11 protein-coding genes are annotated in these 16,880 nt (G+C 70.9%); 6 read left to right on the plus strand and 5 right to left on the minus strand.

The features are described 5' to 3' along the window. Nucleotides 1–375 precede the first annotated feature (375 nt). The 3 genes from CCR97_RS03480 to CCR97_RS03490 all read right to left on the minus strand — a co-directional run bounded on the left by CCR97_RS03480 (nt 376) and on the right by CCR97_RS03490 (nt 2,557). Nucleotides 376–1,026: a hypothetical protein gene (locus tag CCR97_RS03480; RefSeq protein ID WP_111359842.1), complete on the minus strand. Its 651-nt coding sequence runs from the start codon at nt 1,024–1,026 to the stop codon at nt 376–378. 180 nt (nt 1,027–1,206) lie between these two features. Continuing rightward, the gene (locus CCR97_RS03485; RefSeq protein ID WP_111359841.1) at nt 1,207–1,716 is read right to left on the minus strand and encodes a hypothetical protein; all 510 of its coding nucleotides are present in this window, start codon (nt 1,714–1,716) and stop codon (nt 1,207–1,209) included. Nucleotides 1,717–1,930: 214 nt separating this feature from the next. After that, nucleotides 1,931–2,557, minus strand: coding sequence for a protein rhiA (locus tag CCR97_RS03490; protein WP_111359840.1), 627 nt, complete (start codon nt 2,555–2,557; stop codon nt 1,931–1,933). A gap of 485 nt (nt 2,558–3,042) precedes the next feature. On the opposite strand from CCR97_RS03490, the gene CCR97_RS03495 reads away from it, so the two are divergent. The 6 genes from CCR97_RS03495 (at nt 3,043) to CCR97_RS03520 (ending at nt 10,494) form a co-directional block, all read left to right on the plus strand. After that, entirely contained in the window at nt 3,043–3,642 is a 600-nt protein-coding gene (locus CCR97_RS03495; protein WP_111359839.1) for a recombinase family protein, read from the plus strand. 70 nt (nt 3,643–3,712) lie between these two features. Further along, nucleotides 3,713–4,423, plus strand: a complete 711-nt coding sequence (locus CCR97_RS03500) for a 2-phosphosulfolactate phosphatase (RefSeq protein WP_111359838.1) — start codon at nt 3,713–3,715, stop codon at nt 4,421–4,423. 411 nt (nt 4,424–4,834) lie between these two features. Further along, a complete protein-coding gene (locus CCR97_RS03505; RefSeq protein WP_201159302.1) occupies nt 4,835–7,063 on the plus strand; it encodes a TRAP transporter permease in 2,229 nt (742 codons plus the stop codon). Between the two features lie 85 nt (nt 7,064–7,148). After that, nucleotides 7,149–8,135: a TAXI family TRAP transporter solute-binding subunit gene (locus CCR97_RS03510; RefSeq protein WP_111360143.1), complete on the plus strand. Its 987-nt coding sequence runs from the start codon at nt 7,149–7,151 to the stop codon at nt 8,133–8,135. A gap of 256 nt (nt 8,136–8,391) precedes the next feature. Then, complete coding sequence (locus CCR97_RS03515) at nt 8,392–9,375, plus strand: tripartite tricarboxylate transporter substrate binding protein (RefSeq protein WP_111360431.1); 984 nt, start codon at nt 8,392–8,394, stop codon at nt 9,373–9,375. A 207-nt stretch (nt 9,376–9,582) separates the two neighbouring features. Further along, nucleotides 9,583–10,494, plus strand: a complete 912-nt coding sequence (locus CCR97_RS03520; RefSeq protein WP_111360432.1) for an amidohydrolase family protein — start codon at nt 9,583–9,585, stop codon at nt 10,492–10,494. Between the two features lie 306 nt (nt 10,495–10,800). Here CCR97_RS03520 and CCR97_RS03525 read toward each other — a convergent pair whose 3' ends face one another. Next, nucleotides 10,801–13,521, minus strand: coding sequence for a phosphoenolpyruvate carboxylase (locus CCR97_RS03525; RefSeq protein WP_111357414.1), 2,721 nt, complete (start codon nt 13,519–13,521; stop codon nt 10,801–10,803). Nucleotides 13,522–13,905: 384 nt separating this feature from the next. Next, entirely contained in the window at nt 13,906–16,683 is a 2,778-nt protein-coding gene (locus CCR97_RS03530) for a phosphoenolpyruvate carboxylase (RefSeq protein ID WP_111357415.1), read from the minus strand. Nucleotides 16,684–16,880 lie beyond the last annotated feature (197 nt).

A 16,880-nucleotide genomic window follows, 5' to 3' on the forward strand; every position in this document is an offset into this window, starting at 1 on the left:
GCTCCGGCCCCCCCGCTCCGGCCCCGAACGCGGCGCCGGCGAAGAAGTAGGCGCCACGGTCTCACGGCTCCCGACCGGCTTCGGTCGGGCGCCGGGCGCGGACATCTCCGCGCTTTGCGACACCGGCGTCTTGTGACAGCTGCGTCTTGTGACACCGGCGTCGGCAGCCCGATCCTCCGCCACGATCTGATCACGCCGTGGTGACGAGACAGCCGCGCGACCGCCTGCCGAGGGGCGGGGTGACGGTCGCGCGGCGTCCCCGGGCGGCTTACCCCGCTGGTCGGCGGGGGCGGGGGGCGTCACCGCCCGGGAAGGGATGGCGGCCGGTGCGGCGGTGCGGCACATGCCCCTCCGCCGCAAGCCGCCCGGCCGGGCTCAGCAAGCGATCCGAACCACCAGCCAGTCCGGCGCCGTGACGGAGCCGAGCATGCGTACGAGGTCGTCGAGCGACCCGTCGGCGCGCAGCTTATCGAGCGCGCGCCGCGCGTCGTCTCCGGCGCCCGGCGATGCCGCGACCGCCACGGTCGCCTCCACCCGGGCGAGGAGGTCGACCGCCTCCCGGCCCGGCAGCCAGCCGGCGAGCCCGACGGGGCCGCCGCGCGGAAGCGGATCGGCCGGTCCGGCCAGCTCTTCGAGGAGGCTTTCGAACGGCCGTCCGTGGACCGCCGCGCGGACCTGCCCGGCCGGGAAGCCGAGCAGCGGCAGCGTGGTCTCCACCGTGTAGAGGTTGGTGTCCCGCGTGGCGCTGAGCGACGGCACCGGCTCGAAGTGCCGCGCCAGCACGAGGAAGCACGCGGTCGCGGCGGTCACGTGGGCCGGCTGGAGCCACGCCTCGACATGGTCGGCATCCTGCAGGCTGAACGGAAACGTGATGTCGGGGCGGGTCCGCAGCGTCGCGTAGGCGGCGAGCGCCTGCTCGGCGATGGACGCTCGGTCGCCGGCCGACCAGGCCGCGAGCAGATGCCGGATCTCGTCGCGGACCGCCAACGAGAAGGGCCAGCGGAAGGCGTGGTGAACGACGGCCATGGCGGTTCTCCCGGCGAAGGTCCTGGCTGAGGTCCTGGCAGAGGCCAGGCGAAAGTGCCGACGAGGTGTCGCGGCGAGATGTCCGCGGAGCGCAGCCGGTGGTCAAGTCGGTCTCGCATCCCGATACGCTCCGCGGCACCGTCCCGTCACGCGACCGAGGTCGCGTGACGGGAGAGCCCGCTAGGGCTGGCAGTTCTGCTGGGTGCCGTTCATCACGACCGCGGCCGGCGGTATCGCCGCGGTCATCGCTTGGAACACCAGCGCCGCCTGGTTGCCGGCCTGGTTGTTCGACGGCAGCGGCGGCAGGAACATGGCCGCCTTGGCGATGCTCCAGTGCCCCGCCGGCACGTTGTCGAACACGACCGGCCACGGATTCACCTGGGCCGGGGGCATCGGCACCGCGAGGGTGCCGATCGAGCCCGGGGCGACCGGCGCCGGGACGCTGGCGACGATCTGGACCACGCAGGGGAAGTTGTTCTGCACGGCCGCGAAGGTGTCGAACAGCGACAGGGTCGGCGGATTGCCGCTGATCCCGAAGCTGGTGTTGTTCCACACGACATTTCCGGCCGGGGACGCCTGGACGCCGCGATACAGCGGCACCATCACCTGGGCCGAGGCCGGCAGCGTCGACGCGGCGCCGACGATCGCCGCGAACAGAAGGCATGCGGCGCCGCGTCGCGCGAGGCGCACGCGTGTCGTCGCGGCGGACCCCGGCGAAAGACCAGGGCGGGATGACGCGAGGTGAATGGAATGGATGCTGATCATGGTGCGACTCACGAGTCTGCTGTCGCGAGGCGGATCTCGATCCTGCGCTCGCGTGGGTTTCTCGGGATGGGCGGATCGTGGTCGCCGGCGGCGGAGCGGATCGCTCGCACTCCGCCGGCACCGGCGACGGTCGTCGGCGTCAGACCAGGCCCTGCGCGACGGTCCAGTTGTTGCCGGCGTCGAGCGCGACCGTCATCTCGTAGACGTTCGCCGGGAACGGCACCTTGGCGGCGTTCACCAGGGTCTGGATGTCGAGCACCTCGCCCTGGTCGTAGTCGCCGAAGCTCACCCAGTACTCGGGATGCGGGGTGAAGATGGCGGCGAAGTTGGGCTCGGCGTCGACCACGTGGGTGCCGTAGCCCGACATGCCGATGCCGAACTTGGCGGCGCGCTTGGGAACGCCGTCGGCACCGTTGATGGTCAGCGATCCGGCGGCGCCGGTGCTCGACTGGCTGGCGAACTGGAAGGCGCCGTCGATGCGGGTGAACTCGACCCGGTTGCTCTCGCGTAGGCCGGCCGGCACCACCTGCCCGGCCTGGAACTTGACGCCGGGGACCAGCATGCCCTGCTCGGACCAGACGAAGTTGTAGTCGATGGTCCAGGTGAAATCGACGAAGGCGTCGTTGGCCACCGGCTTGGCGAACCAGGCGAGGGTGTAGACGTTCGGCAGGTTCACGTCGATGCCCTGCTGATAGCAGAGGAAGTCGTGCTGGCTTTCGCTGCGATTGCGGAAGCGCAGGGTGTATTGCTGGGACGGAATGGCCATGTCGGGCCTCCTCGATCGGATGGTTGAGGACCGGCGACGTCGCGTCGCCGCTTCCGGAGGCCGTCGCGGTGGCCGGACAGGGGACCGACCGCCGGAGCGGTCGGTCGGTCCAGTCGGGCAGTGCCGGGGCGGACCGAAAGCGTTCCCTTTTGGCGACCGGAGCGGGCCCCCCCTGCCGGCCGCGGGGGTCGCCGCGGCGTCGCGCAGCGGTCGCAGGGCACCGGCGACAAACGGCCGTGCTGCAGGGACTTGCTTGTCGCCCGGCGTTCCGGGGGCGGAGCGAGGTGACGGTCGACGGCGCGGGTTGACAGCAACAGCGGGTTGTGGTTGAAAAGGAACGCTTATGAAAAATAGAATTTTATATATTAAGCAAGTTTTACGGAGGCGATAACGATTAACGGAAACTTGCTGTTGATGGCGCGTCTCGTAAGCTATACTTAATTACGTCGACTGAACGTCGGAAATAGTTGAAATGGCAGGGCATTATGCGCGTCGGATACGCTCGCGTTTCGACCGATGATCAATCTTTGCTTCCGCAGATCGATGCGCTTCGGCAGTTCGGCTGCGAACTCATCTTCTCGGACCATGGGACGTCCGGGGCCTCACGGGCCCGGCCCGGTCTCGACCGGATGCTGGCGAGTCTCGACCGCGATGCCGAGCTGGTGATCTGGCGGCTCGATCGCCTCGGCCGCTCGCTGTCGCACCTCGTCGATCTGGTCGCGGTGCTGAACCAGCGCGGCGTCCGCGTGATCTCGATCTCGGAATCGATCGACACCCGGTCGTCGACCGGGCTCCTCGTGTTTCACATCATGGGCGCGCTCGCCGAGTTCGAGCGCGCGCTGATCTCCGAGCGGACCCGCGCCGGCATGGAATCGGCGCGGCAGCGCGGCCGCCCGATCGGCCGCCCGCGCAAGCTCGCCGACAGCGACATCGTGGCGGCGGCGGACGCCTGCGGGCTCGGCGAGACGACCATCGCCGGGCTGGCGACTCGGCTGGGGGTCAGCCCGGCCACCGTGTCGCGCGCCCTGCGCCGGCACGGCGCGGCCGCGGCGCGGTCCGTCCGATCGTCCCACGATCGTCTCTGATCCGCCCCGGCCCGGCGCGTCGCGTCCGTGATAAGCTCGTCCAGCGCACGAGACGCCAGGGGAGGAGAGCGTGCAGATCGTCATCGACAGCCTGCTCGAGGGGGCTCGCCGCGCCACCGGGACCGTCGTCGTCATCGACGTGTTCCGCGCCTTCACCACGGCGGCCGTGCTATTCTCCCGCGGCGCCGAGAAGATCGTGATGACCGAGACGGTCGACGCCGCCTTCGCGCTGCGCGACGCCGGCGTCGGCAGCCTGGTCATCGGCGAGATCGACGGCGTCAAGGTGCCGGGCTTCGACCTCGGCAACTCCCCCTTCGAGGCCTCGCAGCGCGAGGTCGAAGGCCGCACCATCATCCAGCGCACCAGCGCGGGCACGCAGGGCATCGTCGCCGCGCTCGGCGGGGCCGACCGGCTCTATGCCGGGGCGCTGGTGACGGCGCCGGCGACGGCCCGCGCCGTGCTGGCCGTCGCGACCGCGCCGGCGGTGGCGCCTGCGCGGGTGTCGCTGGTCGCCATGGGACGGGCCGGGCGCGAGCGCACCGACGAGGACGAGATCTGTGCCATCCATCTGCGCAACCTGCTGGAGGGGCGCCCCGGCGCGGTCGCCGCGGTGCGCGACCTGATCCTCGCCGGCGGCCAGATCGCCGAGTTTCGCGACCCCGAGGTCGCCCACATGCATCCCGGCGACCTCGACATCTGCCTCGACATCGGCCGCTACGACTTCGCCATCCGCGTGACGCGCGAGGACGGCCGCCCGGTGGCACGGCCGGAGCGGATGTAGGGCGAGCTTTCTCGAAGCGTTCGGCAGGACTGCAGCCTCTCCCCGCGTGAGGCGCACCTCTCCCCGCGTGCGGGGAGAGGTCGACATTCGCGCGTTCCGCGCGGATGTCGGGTGAGGGGGCGTCGCCGCGGGTTTGAGCTTACGCGAGTCCATACTTTCGCGAGTCTCTGCTGCTCGGAGACGCCCCCTCATCCGACTCGGACCTTCGGTCCGAGCCACCCTCTCCCCGCGCAGCCGGGAGAGGGGAGACAGCGCGTGCGGGGAGAGCAAGACAGCCGCCCACCCCGCGCTCCCGTCATCCGTTCGTCCCACTGGACTTTCCCGCGCGGGCCTGTGAGGCTTCGATCGAAGCGGGCCGCAGAGCCCGTCGTGACGGCCGTCCGTCCGGTCGGCCCAGGGCAGGAAATCCGAATGGTGGACCAGCGGACCGGCGCGCCGGGTACGCCGCAGCCTCGTCGTGACCAGCAGCAGAATGGGGCGCCGGCCGAGCCGGCCGCGTCCGCCGCGACGCCGGCGGGGACGCCGGCCGCCGCGTCGAGCCACGCCTACGGGGCCGACCATCCGTTCCGGCCGCTCGAGCCGCCGCCCGGCTACGTGCCGGGCTCGTCCGGCCGGCCCGCGCCGGTCGACTCGGCGCTGCCCGACGTGCGTCTCACGACTCAGGGCGCCATATCGGACGAGGCGCTACGCAAGGCCGAGGCCTATATCGAGCAGGAGGAGGGCGCGGCGAACCGGCTGTCCGGCCGCGCCGGCCTGATCGTCACCACGATCGCGGTCGTCTCGACGCTGTTCCACCTCTATGCGGCTTACGCGATCGTGCCGACCCAGGAGCTGCGCTACGTCCATGTCGGCTTCGTGCTGGTGCTGGGCTTCCTCCTGTTCCCGCTCGCGACGCGTTTCCGCAACGCCATCCGCTGGTGGGACGTGCTCGCCGCCGCGGCCTGCGTCGGCATTCTCGGCTACGCCCTGCTGGGCGGCGAGGCGTTCACCGACCGGGCCGCCGTGCCGGACCGGCTCGACGTGATTCTCGGCGTGGTCTTCATCGTCCTGCTGCTCGAGGCGACGCGCCGCACCACCGGCTGGATCATGCCCGTGGTGGCGATCCTGTTCATCGTCTACGCGCTGATCGGCCCGGAGCTGCCGCCGCCCTGGACGCATCGCGGCTACACCTTCACGCGGCTGGTCGGGCACCTGTTCATCACGCTCGAGGGCATCTTCGGCGTCGCCGTCGACGTGTCGTCGAGCCTGATCATCATGTTCACGATCTACGGCGCCTTCCTGCAGCATTCCGGCGCCGGAAAGTTCTTCATCGACTTCTCGCTCGCCGTGATGGGCGGCAAGCCGAACAGCGCCGGCCGCACCGTGGTGCTCTCCTCGTTCCTGCTCGGCGGCCCGTCCGGCTCGGGCGTCGCCACCACGGTGACGATCGGCGCCGTCGCCTATCCGATGATGGCGCGCGCCGGCTTCGAGCGGAACGCCGCCGGCGGCCTGCTCGCGGCCGGTGGCCTGGGCGCGATCCTGTCGCCGCCGGTGCTCGGCGCCGCCGCCTTCCTGATCGCCGAGTTCCTGAAGATCAGCTATCTCGACGTGATCTGGATGGCGATCATCCCGACCGTCCTCTACTATCTGTCGCTCCTGTTCATGGTGGAGCTCGACGCGAAGAAATTCGGCGCCCGCACGGTGCCGTACGACACGTCGCTCACCATCCCGCAGATGCTGTGGCGCTACGGCTTCCACTTCGTCTCGTTGATCGCCGTGATCGGCTTCATGGTGGCCGGCTTCTCGCCGATGCTGTCGGTGTTCTGGTCGACGCTGCTCGCCTTCGGCCTGTCGTTCCTGCGGCCCGAGACGGCGCTGTGGCCGAGGAAGCTCGTGAAGGCGCTGGCCGACGGCACGATCGGCGTGCTCAACGCGGCGACCACCTGCGCCAGTGCCGGCATCATCGTCGGCGTCGTCACGCTGACCGGGCTCGGGCTGAAGTTCTCGTCGATCGTGCTCGCCTATGCGGGCAACAGCCTCCTGTTGACGGCGCTCTACACGGCCCTGATCGTGTGGATCGTCGGGCTCGCCGTGCCGGTGACGGCCTCCTACATCATCTGCGCCGTCATCGCGGCGCCGGCGCTGATCAAGCTCGGCGTGCCGGACTTCGCCGCCCACATGTTCATCTTCTATTACGCGGTGCTGTCCGAGGTGTCGCCGCCGACCGCGCTCTCGCCCTTCGCGGCCGCCGCCATCACGGGCGGCAATCCCTACCGCACCACCCTGCAGGCGTGGAAATACACGCTGCCCGCCTTCCTGGTGCCGTTCGTCTTCATCCTCGACCCGATGGGCGTCGGGCTCCTGATGACCGTTCCCAAGGGCGGCACCTGGATCGACGTCGTGCTGATCGCGATGAAGACCGCGGTCGGGCTCGGGGCGCTGGCAGTCGCGGCGCAGGGTTTTGGGATGCGCCGCATCGCCGGTGCCGAGCGGGCGACGTGGGCGCTCGCCGGGCTGCTCCTCGTGTTCCCGAGCCTGCTCGAGCCGGCGACCGAGTGGGCGCTCGGTATCGACGTGCCGCAGCCCGCCTGGCTTGGTCTCGCGCTCGTCGCTCTGCTACTCTTCGTGCAGATCAGGACGCGGGCGCAGGTCCATGCGTGAACCCGACTGCATGAACCGCCTGCACGACGTCCGCATGCCGTCGCGACAGACGACGGAAGAAGCCTGATCATCAAGGGAGAACGCCATGACCATCAGAATCCCCCGCATGACACTCCGCCGCGTCGTCGTCGGCGTGGCGGCGCTCGCGCTCGTCGCCGCCGGCGGCGTCGCGGTCGCCCAGCAGAAGACCATCGCGATCGGCACCGGCGGCACCGGCGGCGTCTACTACCCGATGGGCGGCGGGCTCGCCGCCGTGCTGTCGAAGACGCTGCCCGGCGTCCAGGCCACCGCCGAGGTGACGGGCGGCTCGGTCGACAATCTCAAGCTGATCGGCTCCGGCCAGAGCGAGGTCGGCTTCTCGATGGCCGACGCGGCCCTCGACGCGCTGCAGGGCCAGGACAAGTTCAAGGGCAACAAGGTCGACGTCCGCACGCTGCTGGTGCTCTACCCCAACCGCATGCATGTCGTGACGGTCGAGGGCACCGGCATCACGACGATGGCCGACCTCAAGGGCAAGCGCGTCTCCACCGGCTCGCCCGGCAGCGCCACCGAGGTGATGGCGTTCCGCGTCATCGAGGCGGCCGGGCTCGACAAGGACAAGGACATGAAGCGCGAGCGGCTCGGCGTCGCCGAGTCGGTCAACGCCATCAAGGACCGCAAGATCGACGCCTTCTTCTGGGTCGGCGGTCTGCCGACCGCCGCCGTGACGGATCTCGGCGCAACGCCGGGCGTCAAGATCAAGATGATCGATCACTCCGAGGTGGTCGACAAGATGAACGCCAAGCACGGCAATCTCTACGCCGTCGACACCATCAAGGCCGGCACCTATCCGGGCCAGGACAAGGACAACACGATCTCGGTGGTGTGGAACGTGCTGGTGACCAGCGACAAGATGTCGGACCAGATGGCGTACGACATCGTCAAGGCGATCTTCGACAAGAAGCCCGACCTGGTCGCCGTCCACAAGGAGGCCGCGAGCATCGACTACAAGAACCAACTCAAGGCCAACTCCTCGATCCCCTGGCACCCGGGCGCGCTGAAGTACTTCGCCGACAAGGGCGTGCAGATGTGAAGCTTCACCTCTCCCCAGCGGGGAGAGGTCGGATCTCGCGCGCCTGCGCGAGATCCGGGTGAGGGGCGCCGAGGCTGATGACTGGCGCATACGCCCCTCACCCCGGTCGTCCGCTTCGCGGACGCCCGACCCTCTCCCACCGGGAGAGGGTGACGGAGTTCGCGGCAGCTCCTGCAAGTCAGCTCGATGCCTACGAGCAAGCCACCGACAAGCAAAGTCTGCGCATCCCGACCTCTCAGTTTCCCCGGAGCCCCCGATGCACCGTCCTTCCGTTCGTCTCGGCCGTGCCGTTCTCGGCCTCGCTCTCCTGCTCGCGCCCACGCTCGCCGTCGCGCAGGAGTTTCCGTCGCGGCCGATCAAGCTGATAGTGCCGTTCCCGGCCGGCGGGCCGAACGACATCATCGCCCGCACGGTCGGACAGCGCATGCAGGAGCTGCTCGGCCAGCCGGTGCTTATCGACAATCGCGGCGGCGCCGGCGGCGTGCTCGGCACCGACGCGGTCGCCAAGGCGGAGCCCGACGGCTACACGATCGGCGTCACCAGCGCCGGCGCGCTGGCGATCAGCGCCAGCCTGCAGGAGAAGATCCCTTACGATCCGCTCAAGGACCTCAAGGCGATCACGCTGGTCGCCAAGGTGCCGGAGATCCTCGCCGTCGCGCCCGACGTCAAGGCGAGCAACGTCGCCGAGCTGGTCGCGCTCGCCAAGGCGAAGCCCGGCAGCATCAGCTTCGCCTCGTCGGGACCGGGCAGCATGCCGCATCTCGCCGGCGAGCTGTTCAAGATCACGGCCGGCGTCGACATCGTGCACATCCCCTACCGGGGCGCCGCGCCGGCCGTCACCGACATCCTCGCCTCGCAGGTCCACATGGTGTTCCTCGACGTGCCGGTGCTGCTGCCGCACATCCGCGCCGGCAAGCTCAAGGCGGTGGCGATCGGCAGCCCGATGCGGGCCACGAGCCTGCCCGACGTGCCGACCACGGCGGAGGCGGGCTTCCCGCAGATCGAGGCGGAGAACTGGTACGGCATGGTGGCGCCGGCCGCGACGCCGCCCGCCGTCGTCGCGAAGCTCCACAAGGCCGCCGTCGAGGCGATGCAGAGCCCCGAGGTGAAGGAGAAGCTCGCCGCGCAGGGGGCGGTGCTGGTCGGCGACACGCCGGAGGCGTTCGCCGCCTACATCGCGAGCGAGATCGAGAAGTGGCGCAAGGTGGTGGTGGCCGCCGGCGTCAAGCCGAGCAACTGAGGTTCGGGCAACCGACGCCCGCACCCGGCCGCGGCCTTTCCGGATCCCCGTCGCTTGCGATTTCGTGCATGGCCGCGCCGATCCGTCGCGCGGCCCGTGCGCCGATCGCGGCCGTCGGAACGCCGGATGCCGTCGCCGGACCAGCCGTTCTGGAGTATGCTCCCACCAGGGCGGCCGGCACGAGCCGTCCACCTGCGGGAGGCGAGCATGAGCCCGACCACCAATGCGGCCCGACAGCCGAGCGCCGAGCCGACCTGCCCGCCGCCCGATCCGCATCCGAGGAAGCCCACCTACGTCCCGCCGCCGGGCGCCTGCGATGCGCATTTCCACGTCTTCGGGCCGGGCGACGTGTTCCCCTATGCGCCGAAACGCCCGTTCACGCCGCACGACCAGCCGAAGGAGACGCTGCTGGCGCTGCATCGCTTCCTCGGCTTCGAGCGCGGCGTCTTCGTGCAGTCGACCTGCCACGGCACCGACCACCGGGCGCTGCTCGACCTGCTGGCGACGACGGACGGACGCTATCGCGGCGTCGCGCTGCTCGATCCCGACACGCCGGACGACGAGATCCTCCGCCTGAATGCGGCCGGTGTGTGCGGCGTGCGCTTCAACTTCCTGCCGCATCTCGGCGGCCGGCCGTCGATCGACGGCATGAGGGCCGTGATGGAGAAGGTCGCGCCGTTCGGCTGGCACGTGGAGGTCCACGTCACCGGCAAGGAGCTGCTCGACAGCCTCGACCTGATCACGTCGATCAAGGCCAAGGTGGTGATCGACCATGTCGGCCGCGTCGACGTTGCCGAGGGCACGTCGGGCTTCGCCTTCGGGGCGCTCAAGCGCCTGCTCGATCGCGGCACCATCTGGGTGAAGCTGTCCGGCGTCGACCGCATCTCGCGCTCCGGCCCGCCCTTCGCCGACGCGGTCGCGCTCGCCCGCGCGCTCGCCCGCCATGCCCCGCAGCGCGTCCTGTGGGGCACCGACTGGCCGCACCCCAACATCTCGCGCTTCATGCCCAACGACGGCGAGCTCGTCGACCTGATCCCGCAGATCGCCGAGGACGAGCGCACCCGCCGGCTCATGCTGGTCGACAACCCGACGGAGTTTTTCGGCTTTCCGAAGGGGTGAGCTGCCCGCTTAGAGTCGACAGACGTGCGCTGGTCGAATCCTCTCCCCGCGAGGGGTTGGCTCAGCCGCAGATGCCGACGCACGGGTCGGCCCGTAGGGATGGTGGTGCGGGCATCCTCTGACGCCGCCGCGCGTGTTGCGCGGCTCCCTCTCCCCAGCGGGGAGAGGGGTGGGGTGAGGGGGTGCTGACGCTGGTTGTTTCATCGAGAGGGCGGCACCCCCTCACCCGGACTTCGCGCCTTCGACGCGAAGTCCGACCTCTCCCCGCTGGGGAGAGGTAAAAAATAGAGAGCGCCGTCTCAGCGTTCACCCCGTCGTCTTCTGGCCCATCGCGATGGCGTTGACGGTGAGGAGGAGGGCGTCGAGCGTCGCCTCGTCGGGGGCTTCGCGGTAGCGGCGCAGGAGCCGCACCTGCTCGTGATGCAGCCAGGTGAGGCCGCGCGCCCGCATCTCGATGGTGCGCAGGAAGCGCGGTCGGCGCTCCTCGGGCGGGGCCGGGAACAACGCCGCGACGGCGGCGCGAGTGCGCTCGTGCTCCTCCAGAATCCGCGCCATCATGGTGTCGCGCAGCGCCTCGTCGTCGACCAGCGAGGCGTAGAGCGTCATCACGGCGGGGTTCGCCATCAGGAGGCTCGCCTCGACATTGTGGAGCACGTAGACGAGGAAGCGCCAGCGCGGCAGCACGGTCCTGATCTGCTCGAAGCCCTCCGGCCGCTCGCGCTGCAGCCACGCGATCGCGCTGCCGACGCCGTACCAGCCGGGCAGATGGAAGCGCGCCTGGCTCCACGAGAACACCCACGGGATGGCGCGCAGATCGGCGAGCGTCGCGCGGCCGGTGCGCCGGCTCGGCCGTGAGCCGATGCGGGCCTGCTCGATCGCGTCGATGGGGGTCGCGGCGCGGAAGAAGTCGATGAAGCCGTCGGTCTCGACGAGGCGCCGATAGGCCGTGAAGCTCTCGTCCACCACCTCCTGCCACAGGCCGCGCAGCGGATGCGGCGGCACCGGGCCGGCGGCGTGCAGCATGGTCGTGCGCACCACGCCGGCGAGCAGCCGCTCGAGATGGAACGTCGCGGTGACGCGGTTGGCGTATTGCTGCGAGATCACCTCGCCCTGCTCGGTGACGCGCATCCGCCCGGTCAGGCTGCCGGGCGGCAGCGCGTCGAGGAAGGCGTGCGTCGGCCCGGCGCCGCGCCCGATGGTGCCGCCGCGGCCGTGGAAGAACTCGACCCGCACGCCGTGGGCGCGGCCGACGGCGGCGAGCCGCTCCTCGGCGAGATGCAGGCCCCAATGGCTGGCGAGAATGCCGCCGTCCTTGTTGGAGTCGCTGTAGCCGAGCATCACGGTGCATTCCGGCACCGCCTTGCCGTCGCGCAGGCGCAGATGAGTGAGCGTCGCCCGGGTGATCGGATGCGCCAGGAAGGCGTCGAAGATGGTGTCGCAGCGGGCCAGATCCGCGATGGTCTCGAACAGCGGCACCACCGGGATCATCGCGGCCGGCCCCTGCGGCGTCTCGATCAGGAGGCCCGCCTCGCGGGCCAGAAGATAGGGCGTGAGCAGATCCGAGACGCTGCGCGTCATGCTGATCACCAGCGGCCCGAGCCCGTCCGGCCCGTGGGCGAAGAGATGCCGGCGCAGCGCCCGCAGCAGCGACACGGTCGCCTCCGCCTCACCGGTGAGCGTCGTGTGGTCGCCCGTGAACGGGCGCGGGCTGGTCAGCTCGCGCTCCAGGAAGGCGAGCTTTTCGGCCTCGCTCCAGTCCGGATAGTCGGTGCGGCGATGGCCGGCGGCGGCGAGCAGGCCGGCGACGGCGCGGTCGTGGAAGGCGGAGTTCTGGCGCACGTCCAGGCGCGCGAAATGGAAGCCGAAGACGCGCGCCTGCGCCGTCACGGGGCGTACGTCGGTCGTGGCGATGTCGGGCGCGCCGGCCTCGCTCACGGCCGCCTCCAGGATCTCCAGGTCGGCGACCAGCTCGGCCGCGGCACCGTAGCCGCCGGCGGCATGGTCGCGGGTGCGCGCGATCCGCATCAGGATCAGGTTCACCATCTGGCGCCACGGCTCGCCGCGGTTGCGCGCGAGCGCCGCCCCGCTTTCCGGGCCGATCAGCGCCGCGGTCTCGTCGAGGCGGCGGCGCAGTGCCGTCGGCACCTCGTCGCCGTTGCCGGCGAGGCTGATGCGCACGGCGAGCGCCGAGAGGCGGGCGTGCAGGAGGGCGAGCGCCCCGGCGCGCAGCCGCGCCAGCATGCCCATCGTCACGGCGGTGGTGACGAACGGGTGGCCGTCGCGGTCGCCGCCCACCCAGGTGGCGAAGCCGAGCCGCGGCAGGGCCGGCGGCGTGCTGCCGAACGTGTCGGTCCAGGCCTCCTGGAAGCGCAGATCCAGGAGCTCGACGACGTCCGGGAAGACGGTCTCCATGTAATGCAGGACGGTGCGGATCTCGCTCTCGACGTCGGGCCGCTCCAAGAGGATCTCGCCGGTGCGCCACAGGCGTTGCAGGGCAGCGCGCAGGCGGCGGCGATAGATGCCGAGCTCGATCTCGGTGAACGAGCGGGTCTCGCGCTCCAGCAGCATCAGGTAGAGGGCGCGGTGATGCTCCAGCACGGTGGCGCGCTTCGCCTCGGTCGGGTGCGCGGTCAGCACCGGCTCCAGCGAGGCGTTCGCGATGGTGCGGCGGATGCTCGCCTCGTCGTGGCCGCGGCCCTGCAGGTCGCCGAGGTCGTGGCGCCACAGGCCGGGCTCGCGCTCGTGCCGGCGGCCCTCGGCGCGGCGGCGCATCTGGTTCGCCGTGTTCTCCTCGACGATGTTGAGGAGCTGGAAGGCGATCGACAGCGCCTGGCAGCGGGCGAGCGCGCCGTTCTCGCCGCCGTCGGGCGGCGGCCCGTCGGCCGCTTCGAAGCAGCCGCGCACGAAGCCGGCGACGCCGGCGGCCGGCCGATGCTCCTCGACCACCTCGCAGAAGATGTCGAGCAGGGCGTCGAAGTCGGCCGACCATTTGGCGAACTCGTCGCGAAGCGGAGCGGGAGCGTTCATCGGGACTGCCTGTGGCCGAGGGGCGTGTGCCGGGGGTGACGCGGTCTCCTGTGCCGGGCGAATCTCATGCAGGCAATGTGCCAGCCCGCGACGCTGCGTCGCGCCGAAGGACGGGGCTGGGAGCCGGACACTCGCAGGTCCGCTGCGTCGCCTCGGCACAGGCCTCGTGTCCCGGGCGCGGCGCGACGCGCCGCGAACCGGGACCCAGGGGCGATCGAGCGAGGCGGTCGGAGCCCTCCCTGCCGTGCCGCCCGTCGTGCGGCCCCTGGGCCCCGGCTCTGCGGCGCGCCAGGCCTTCGGCCTGCCGCACCTTGTCCGGGGCACGAGGCCGAGCATCGGGAGAGACGTTTCATCCCTCGGCATGCGCCGCCGGAGCATGTCGGATCACCCCGTGGTCTTCTGGCCCATCGCGATGGCGTTGACGGTGAGGAGGAGGGCGTCGAGCGTCGCGGCGTCGGGTGTCTTCGGGTCGGGGGCGGCGCGGTAGCGGCGCAACAGGCGCACCTGCTCGCGGTGCAGCCAGTCGAGCCCGCGCGCCCGCATGCGGGTGATCCGCAGGATGCGCGGGCGGCGCTCCTCCACGGGCGCCCCGAACAGCGCCGCGACGGCGTCGCGGGTGCGGGCGTGCTCGGCCAGGATCGTCGCCATGATGCGGTCGCGCAGCGCGTCGTCCTCGACCAGCGAGGCGTAGAGCGCCATGATCTCGGGGTTCGCCATCATCAGGCTCGCCTCGACATTGTGGAGCACGTAGCCGAGGAAGCGCCAGCGCGGCAGCACGGCCCGGATCGCGGCGAAATCGTCGGGCCGCTCGCGGCGCAGCCCGTCCAGCGCGCTGCCGACACCGTACCAGCCGGGCAGATGAAAGCGCGCCTGGCTCCACGAGAACACCCACGGGATGGCGCGCAGATCGGCGATCGCGGTGCGGCCGGTGCGGCGGCTCGGGCGCGAGCCGATGCGGGCCTGCTCGATGGCGTCGATGGGCGTCGCGGCGCGGAAGAAGTCGACGAAACCGTCGGCGCCGACCAGGGCCCGATAGGCCTCGTAGCTGCGCGTCACCACCTCCTGCCAGACGTCGCGCAGCGGGTGCGGCGGCACCGGCCCGCCGCGATGCAGGAGCGAGGTGCGGGTGACGCCAGCCAAGAACCGCTCCAGATGGAAGGTCGCGGTGACCCGGTTGGCGTATTGCTGGGCGATCATCTCGCCCTGCTCGGTGACCCGCAGGCGGCCCTGCAGGGTGCCGGCCGGCAGCGCGTCGAGGAAGGCGTGCGTCGGGCCGGCGCCGCGCCCGATGGTGCCGCCGCGGCCGTGGAAGAAGGCGATCCGTACGCCGTGCCTGCGAGCCACTGCGGCGAGCCGCTCCTCGGCGCGATGCAGGCCCCAGTGGCTGGCCAGGATGCCGCCGTCCTTGTTGGAGTCGCTGTAGCCGAGCGTGACGCCGCATTCCGGTGTCGCCCGGCCGTCCCGCACGCGGATGTGCTCCAGGGTCGCCTTGGTCACCGGATGCGACAGGAAGCCGTCCAGGATGGTGTCGCAGGCGGAAAGGTCGTCGATGGTCTCGAACAGCGGCACCACGGGCAGCATGCAGGCGGGACCGAGGGCGGTCTCGACCAGCAGCCCGCCCTCGCGGGCGAGCAGATACATGGCGAGCAGGTCGGCGACGCCGCGCGTCATGCTGACCACCATCGGGCCGACGCCGTCGGCGCCGTGCCGCTCGATGTGGCCGCGCAGCCCGTGCAGCATGCGCACCGTCATGTCGGCCTCGCCGTCGAGCCGGGTGTGGACGCCCGTGAACGGCCGCGGGCTCTTCAGCTCGGCGTTCAGGAAGGCGAGCTTCTCGGCCTCGCTCCACTCCGGATAGTCGGTGCGCGGGCTGCCGGCGGCGGCGAGCAGGCCGGCGATGGCGCGGTCGTGATAGGAGCTGTTCTGGCGCAGGTCGAGGCGAGCGAAGTGGAAGCCGAACACCCGCACCTGCGCCGTGACGGGCCGCACGTCGGCCGAGGCGACATGCGCGGCGCCGGCCTCGGTCAGCGCGGTCTCCAGCGCGACGAGATCCTCGACCAGCGCGTCCGGTGCGGCATACGCGCCCGGAGTCTCGCGGCCGAGCTTGGTCTGCTCCAGCCGCGCGATCATCAGGTTCACCATCTGCCGCCACGGCTCGCGCGGATTGCGGGCGATGGCGGCGCGGCTCGGCTCGCCCAACAGGGAGGCGGTCGACGCGAGACGTTCGCGAAGACCGGCCGGGATCGCCTCGCCGTCGGCCGCGAGACTGATCTTCTGGGCGAGCTGGCCGAGCCGCGTCTGCAGGAGACGCAGCGCCCCGGCGCGCAGCCGTTCCAGCATCCGCACCGTCACCTCGGGCGTCACGCCCGGATGGCCGTCGCGGTCGCCGCCGACCCAGGTGCCGAAGCCGAGTCGCGGCAACGCCGGGGGCGCCGACGCCGGCCCTGTGGCTCCGGCGCCGAAGACGTCGCGCCAGGCCTGCTGGAAGCGCAGGTCCAGGAGCTCGACGACGTCCGGGAACACCTGCTCCAGATAGTGGAAGACGGTGCGGATCTCGTTGTCGAGGGCGGGCCGTTCGAGCTGGATCTCGCCGGTGCGCCACAGCCGCTGCAGCGCCGCCTTCAGGCGCTGGGCGTGGATGCCGCGCTCGATGTCGGTGAACGAGCGGGTCTCGCGCTCCAGCAGCAGCAGATAGACGGCGCGGTGATGCTCCAGCACGGTCGAGCGCTTCGCCTCGGTCGGATGGGCGGTGAGCACCGGCTCGAACACCGTGTCGGCGATCGTCTCGCGGATCGTCGCCTCGTCGTGGCCGCGGGCGACGAGATCGCCGAGATCGTGCCGCCACAGGCCGCGCTCGCGCTCGTGGCGCTGCGCCTCGGCGCGGCGGCGGATCTGGTTGGCCGTGTTCTCCTCGACGATGTTGAGGAGCTGGAAGGCGATCGACAGCGCCTCGCAACGCTCGACCGCGCCGGAGCGGACGGGTCCGAGCGGCAGCGCCTCGTCTCCGTCGGCGAAGCAGCGGCGGACGAACTCCGCGACTCCGGTCGCCGGCCGCGACTCCTCGACGACGTCGCAGAAGGCATCGAGCATGTAGGCCGAGTCGGCCGCCCACTTGGCGAAGCCTTCGCGGACGGGATCGAAATCGGGATCGGGACTATCCATGGCGATGTTCCAGCGGCGACACACGGGCGACCGCGGTCACGGGCAATTCGGGTTCTGATGATCGATGATGCGTCGAGCGACTGCACGACGTTCGAATATCGAGTTCCTACAATACCGGGCTTTTGCCGACGATGCGGCTCCTGCGTTCCCCTCCCCCCGCGCGCAAAGCGCGTGGCGGGAAGGGGTCAGGGGTGGGG

This window comes from Rhodoplanes elegans (genome assembly GCF_016653355.1).
Lineage (GTDB): Bacteria > Pseudomonadota > Alphaproteobacteria > Rhizobiales > Xanthobacteraceae > Rhodoplanes > Rhodoplanes elegans.

What these genes read in the sequence shown, in the direction of transcription:
- CCR97_RS03495 (WP_111359839.1), top strand. Translation starts at nt 3,043, where the DNA reads ATGCGCGTCGGATACGCTCGCGTTTCGACCGATGATCAATCTTTGCTT.
- CCR97_RS03490 (WP_111359840.1), bottom strand. Translation starts at nt 2,557, where the DNA reads ATGGCCATTCCGTCCCAGCAATACACCCTGCGCTTCCGCAATCGCAGC.
- CCR97_RS03525 (WP_111357414.1), bottom strand. Translation starts at nt 13,521, where the DNA reads ATGAACGCTCCCGCTCCGCTTCGCGACGAGTTCGCCAAATGGTCGGCC.
- CCR97_RS03530 (WP_111357415.1), bottom strand. Translation starts at nt 16,683, where the DNA reads ATGGATAGTCCCGATCCCGATTTCGATCCCGTCCGCGAAGGCTTCGCC.
- CCR97_RS03480 (WP_111359842.1), bottom strand. Translation starts at nt 1,026, where the DNA reads ATGGCCGTCGTTCACCACGCCTTCCGCTGGCCCTTCTCGTTGGCGGTC.
- CCR97_RS03515 (WP_111360431.1), top strand. Translation starts at nt 8,392, where the DNA reads ATGCACCGTCCTTCCGTTCGTCTCGGCCGTGCCGTTCTCGGCCTCGCT.
- CCR97_RS03505 (WP_201159302.1), top strand. Translation starts at nt 4,835, where the DNA reads ATGGTGGACCAGCGGACCGGCGCGCCGGGTACGCCGCAGCCTCGTCGT.
- CCR97_RS03510 (WP_111360143.1), top strand. Translation starts at nt 7,149, where the DNA reads ATGACCATCAGAATCCCCCGCATGACACTCCGCCGCGTCGTCGTCGGC.
- CCR97_RS03520 (WP_111360432.1), top strand. Translation starts at nt 9,583, where the DNA reads ATGAGCCCGACCACCAATGCGGCCCGACAGCCGAGCGCCGAGCCGACC.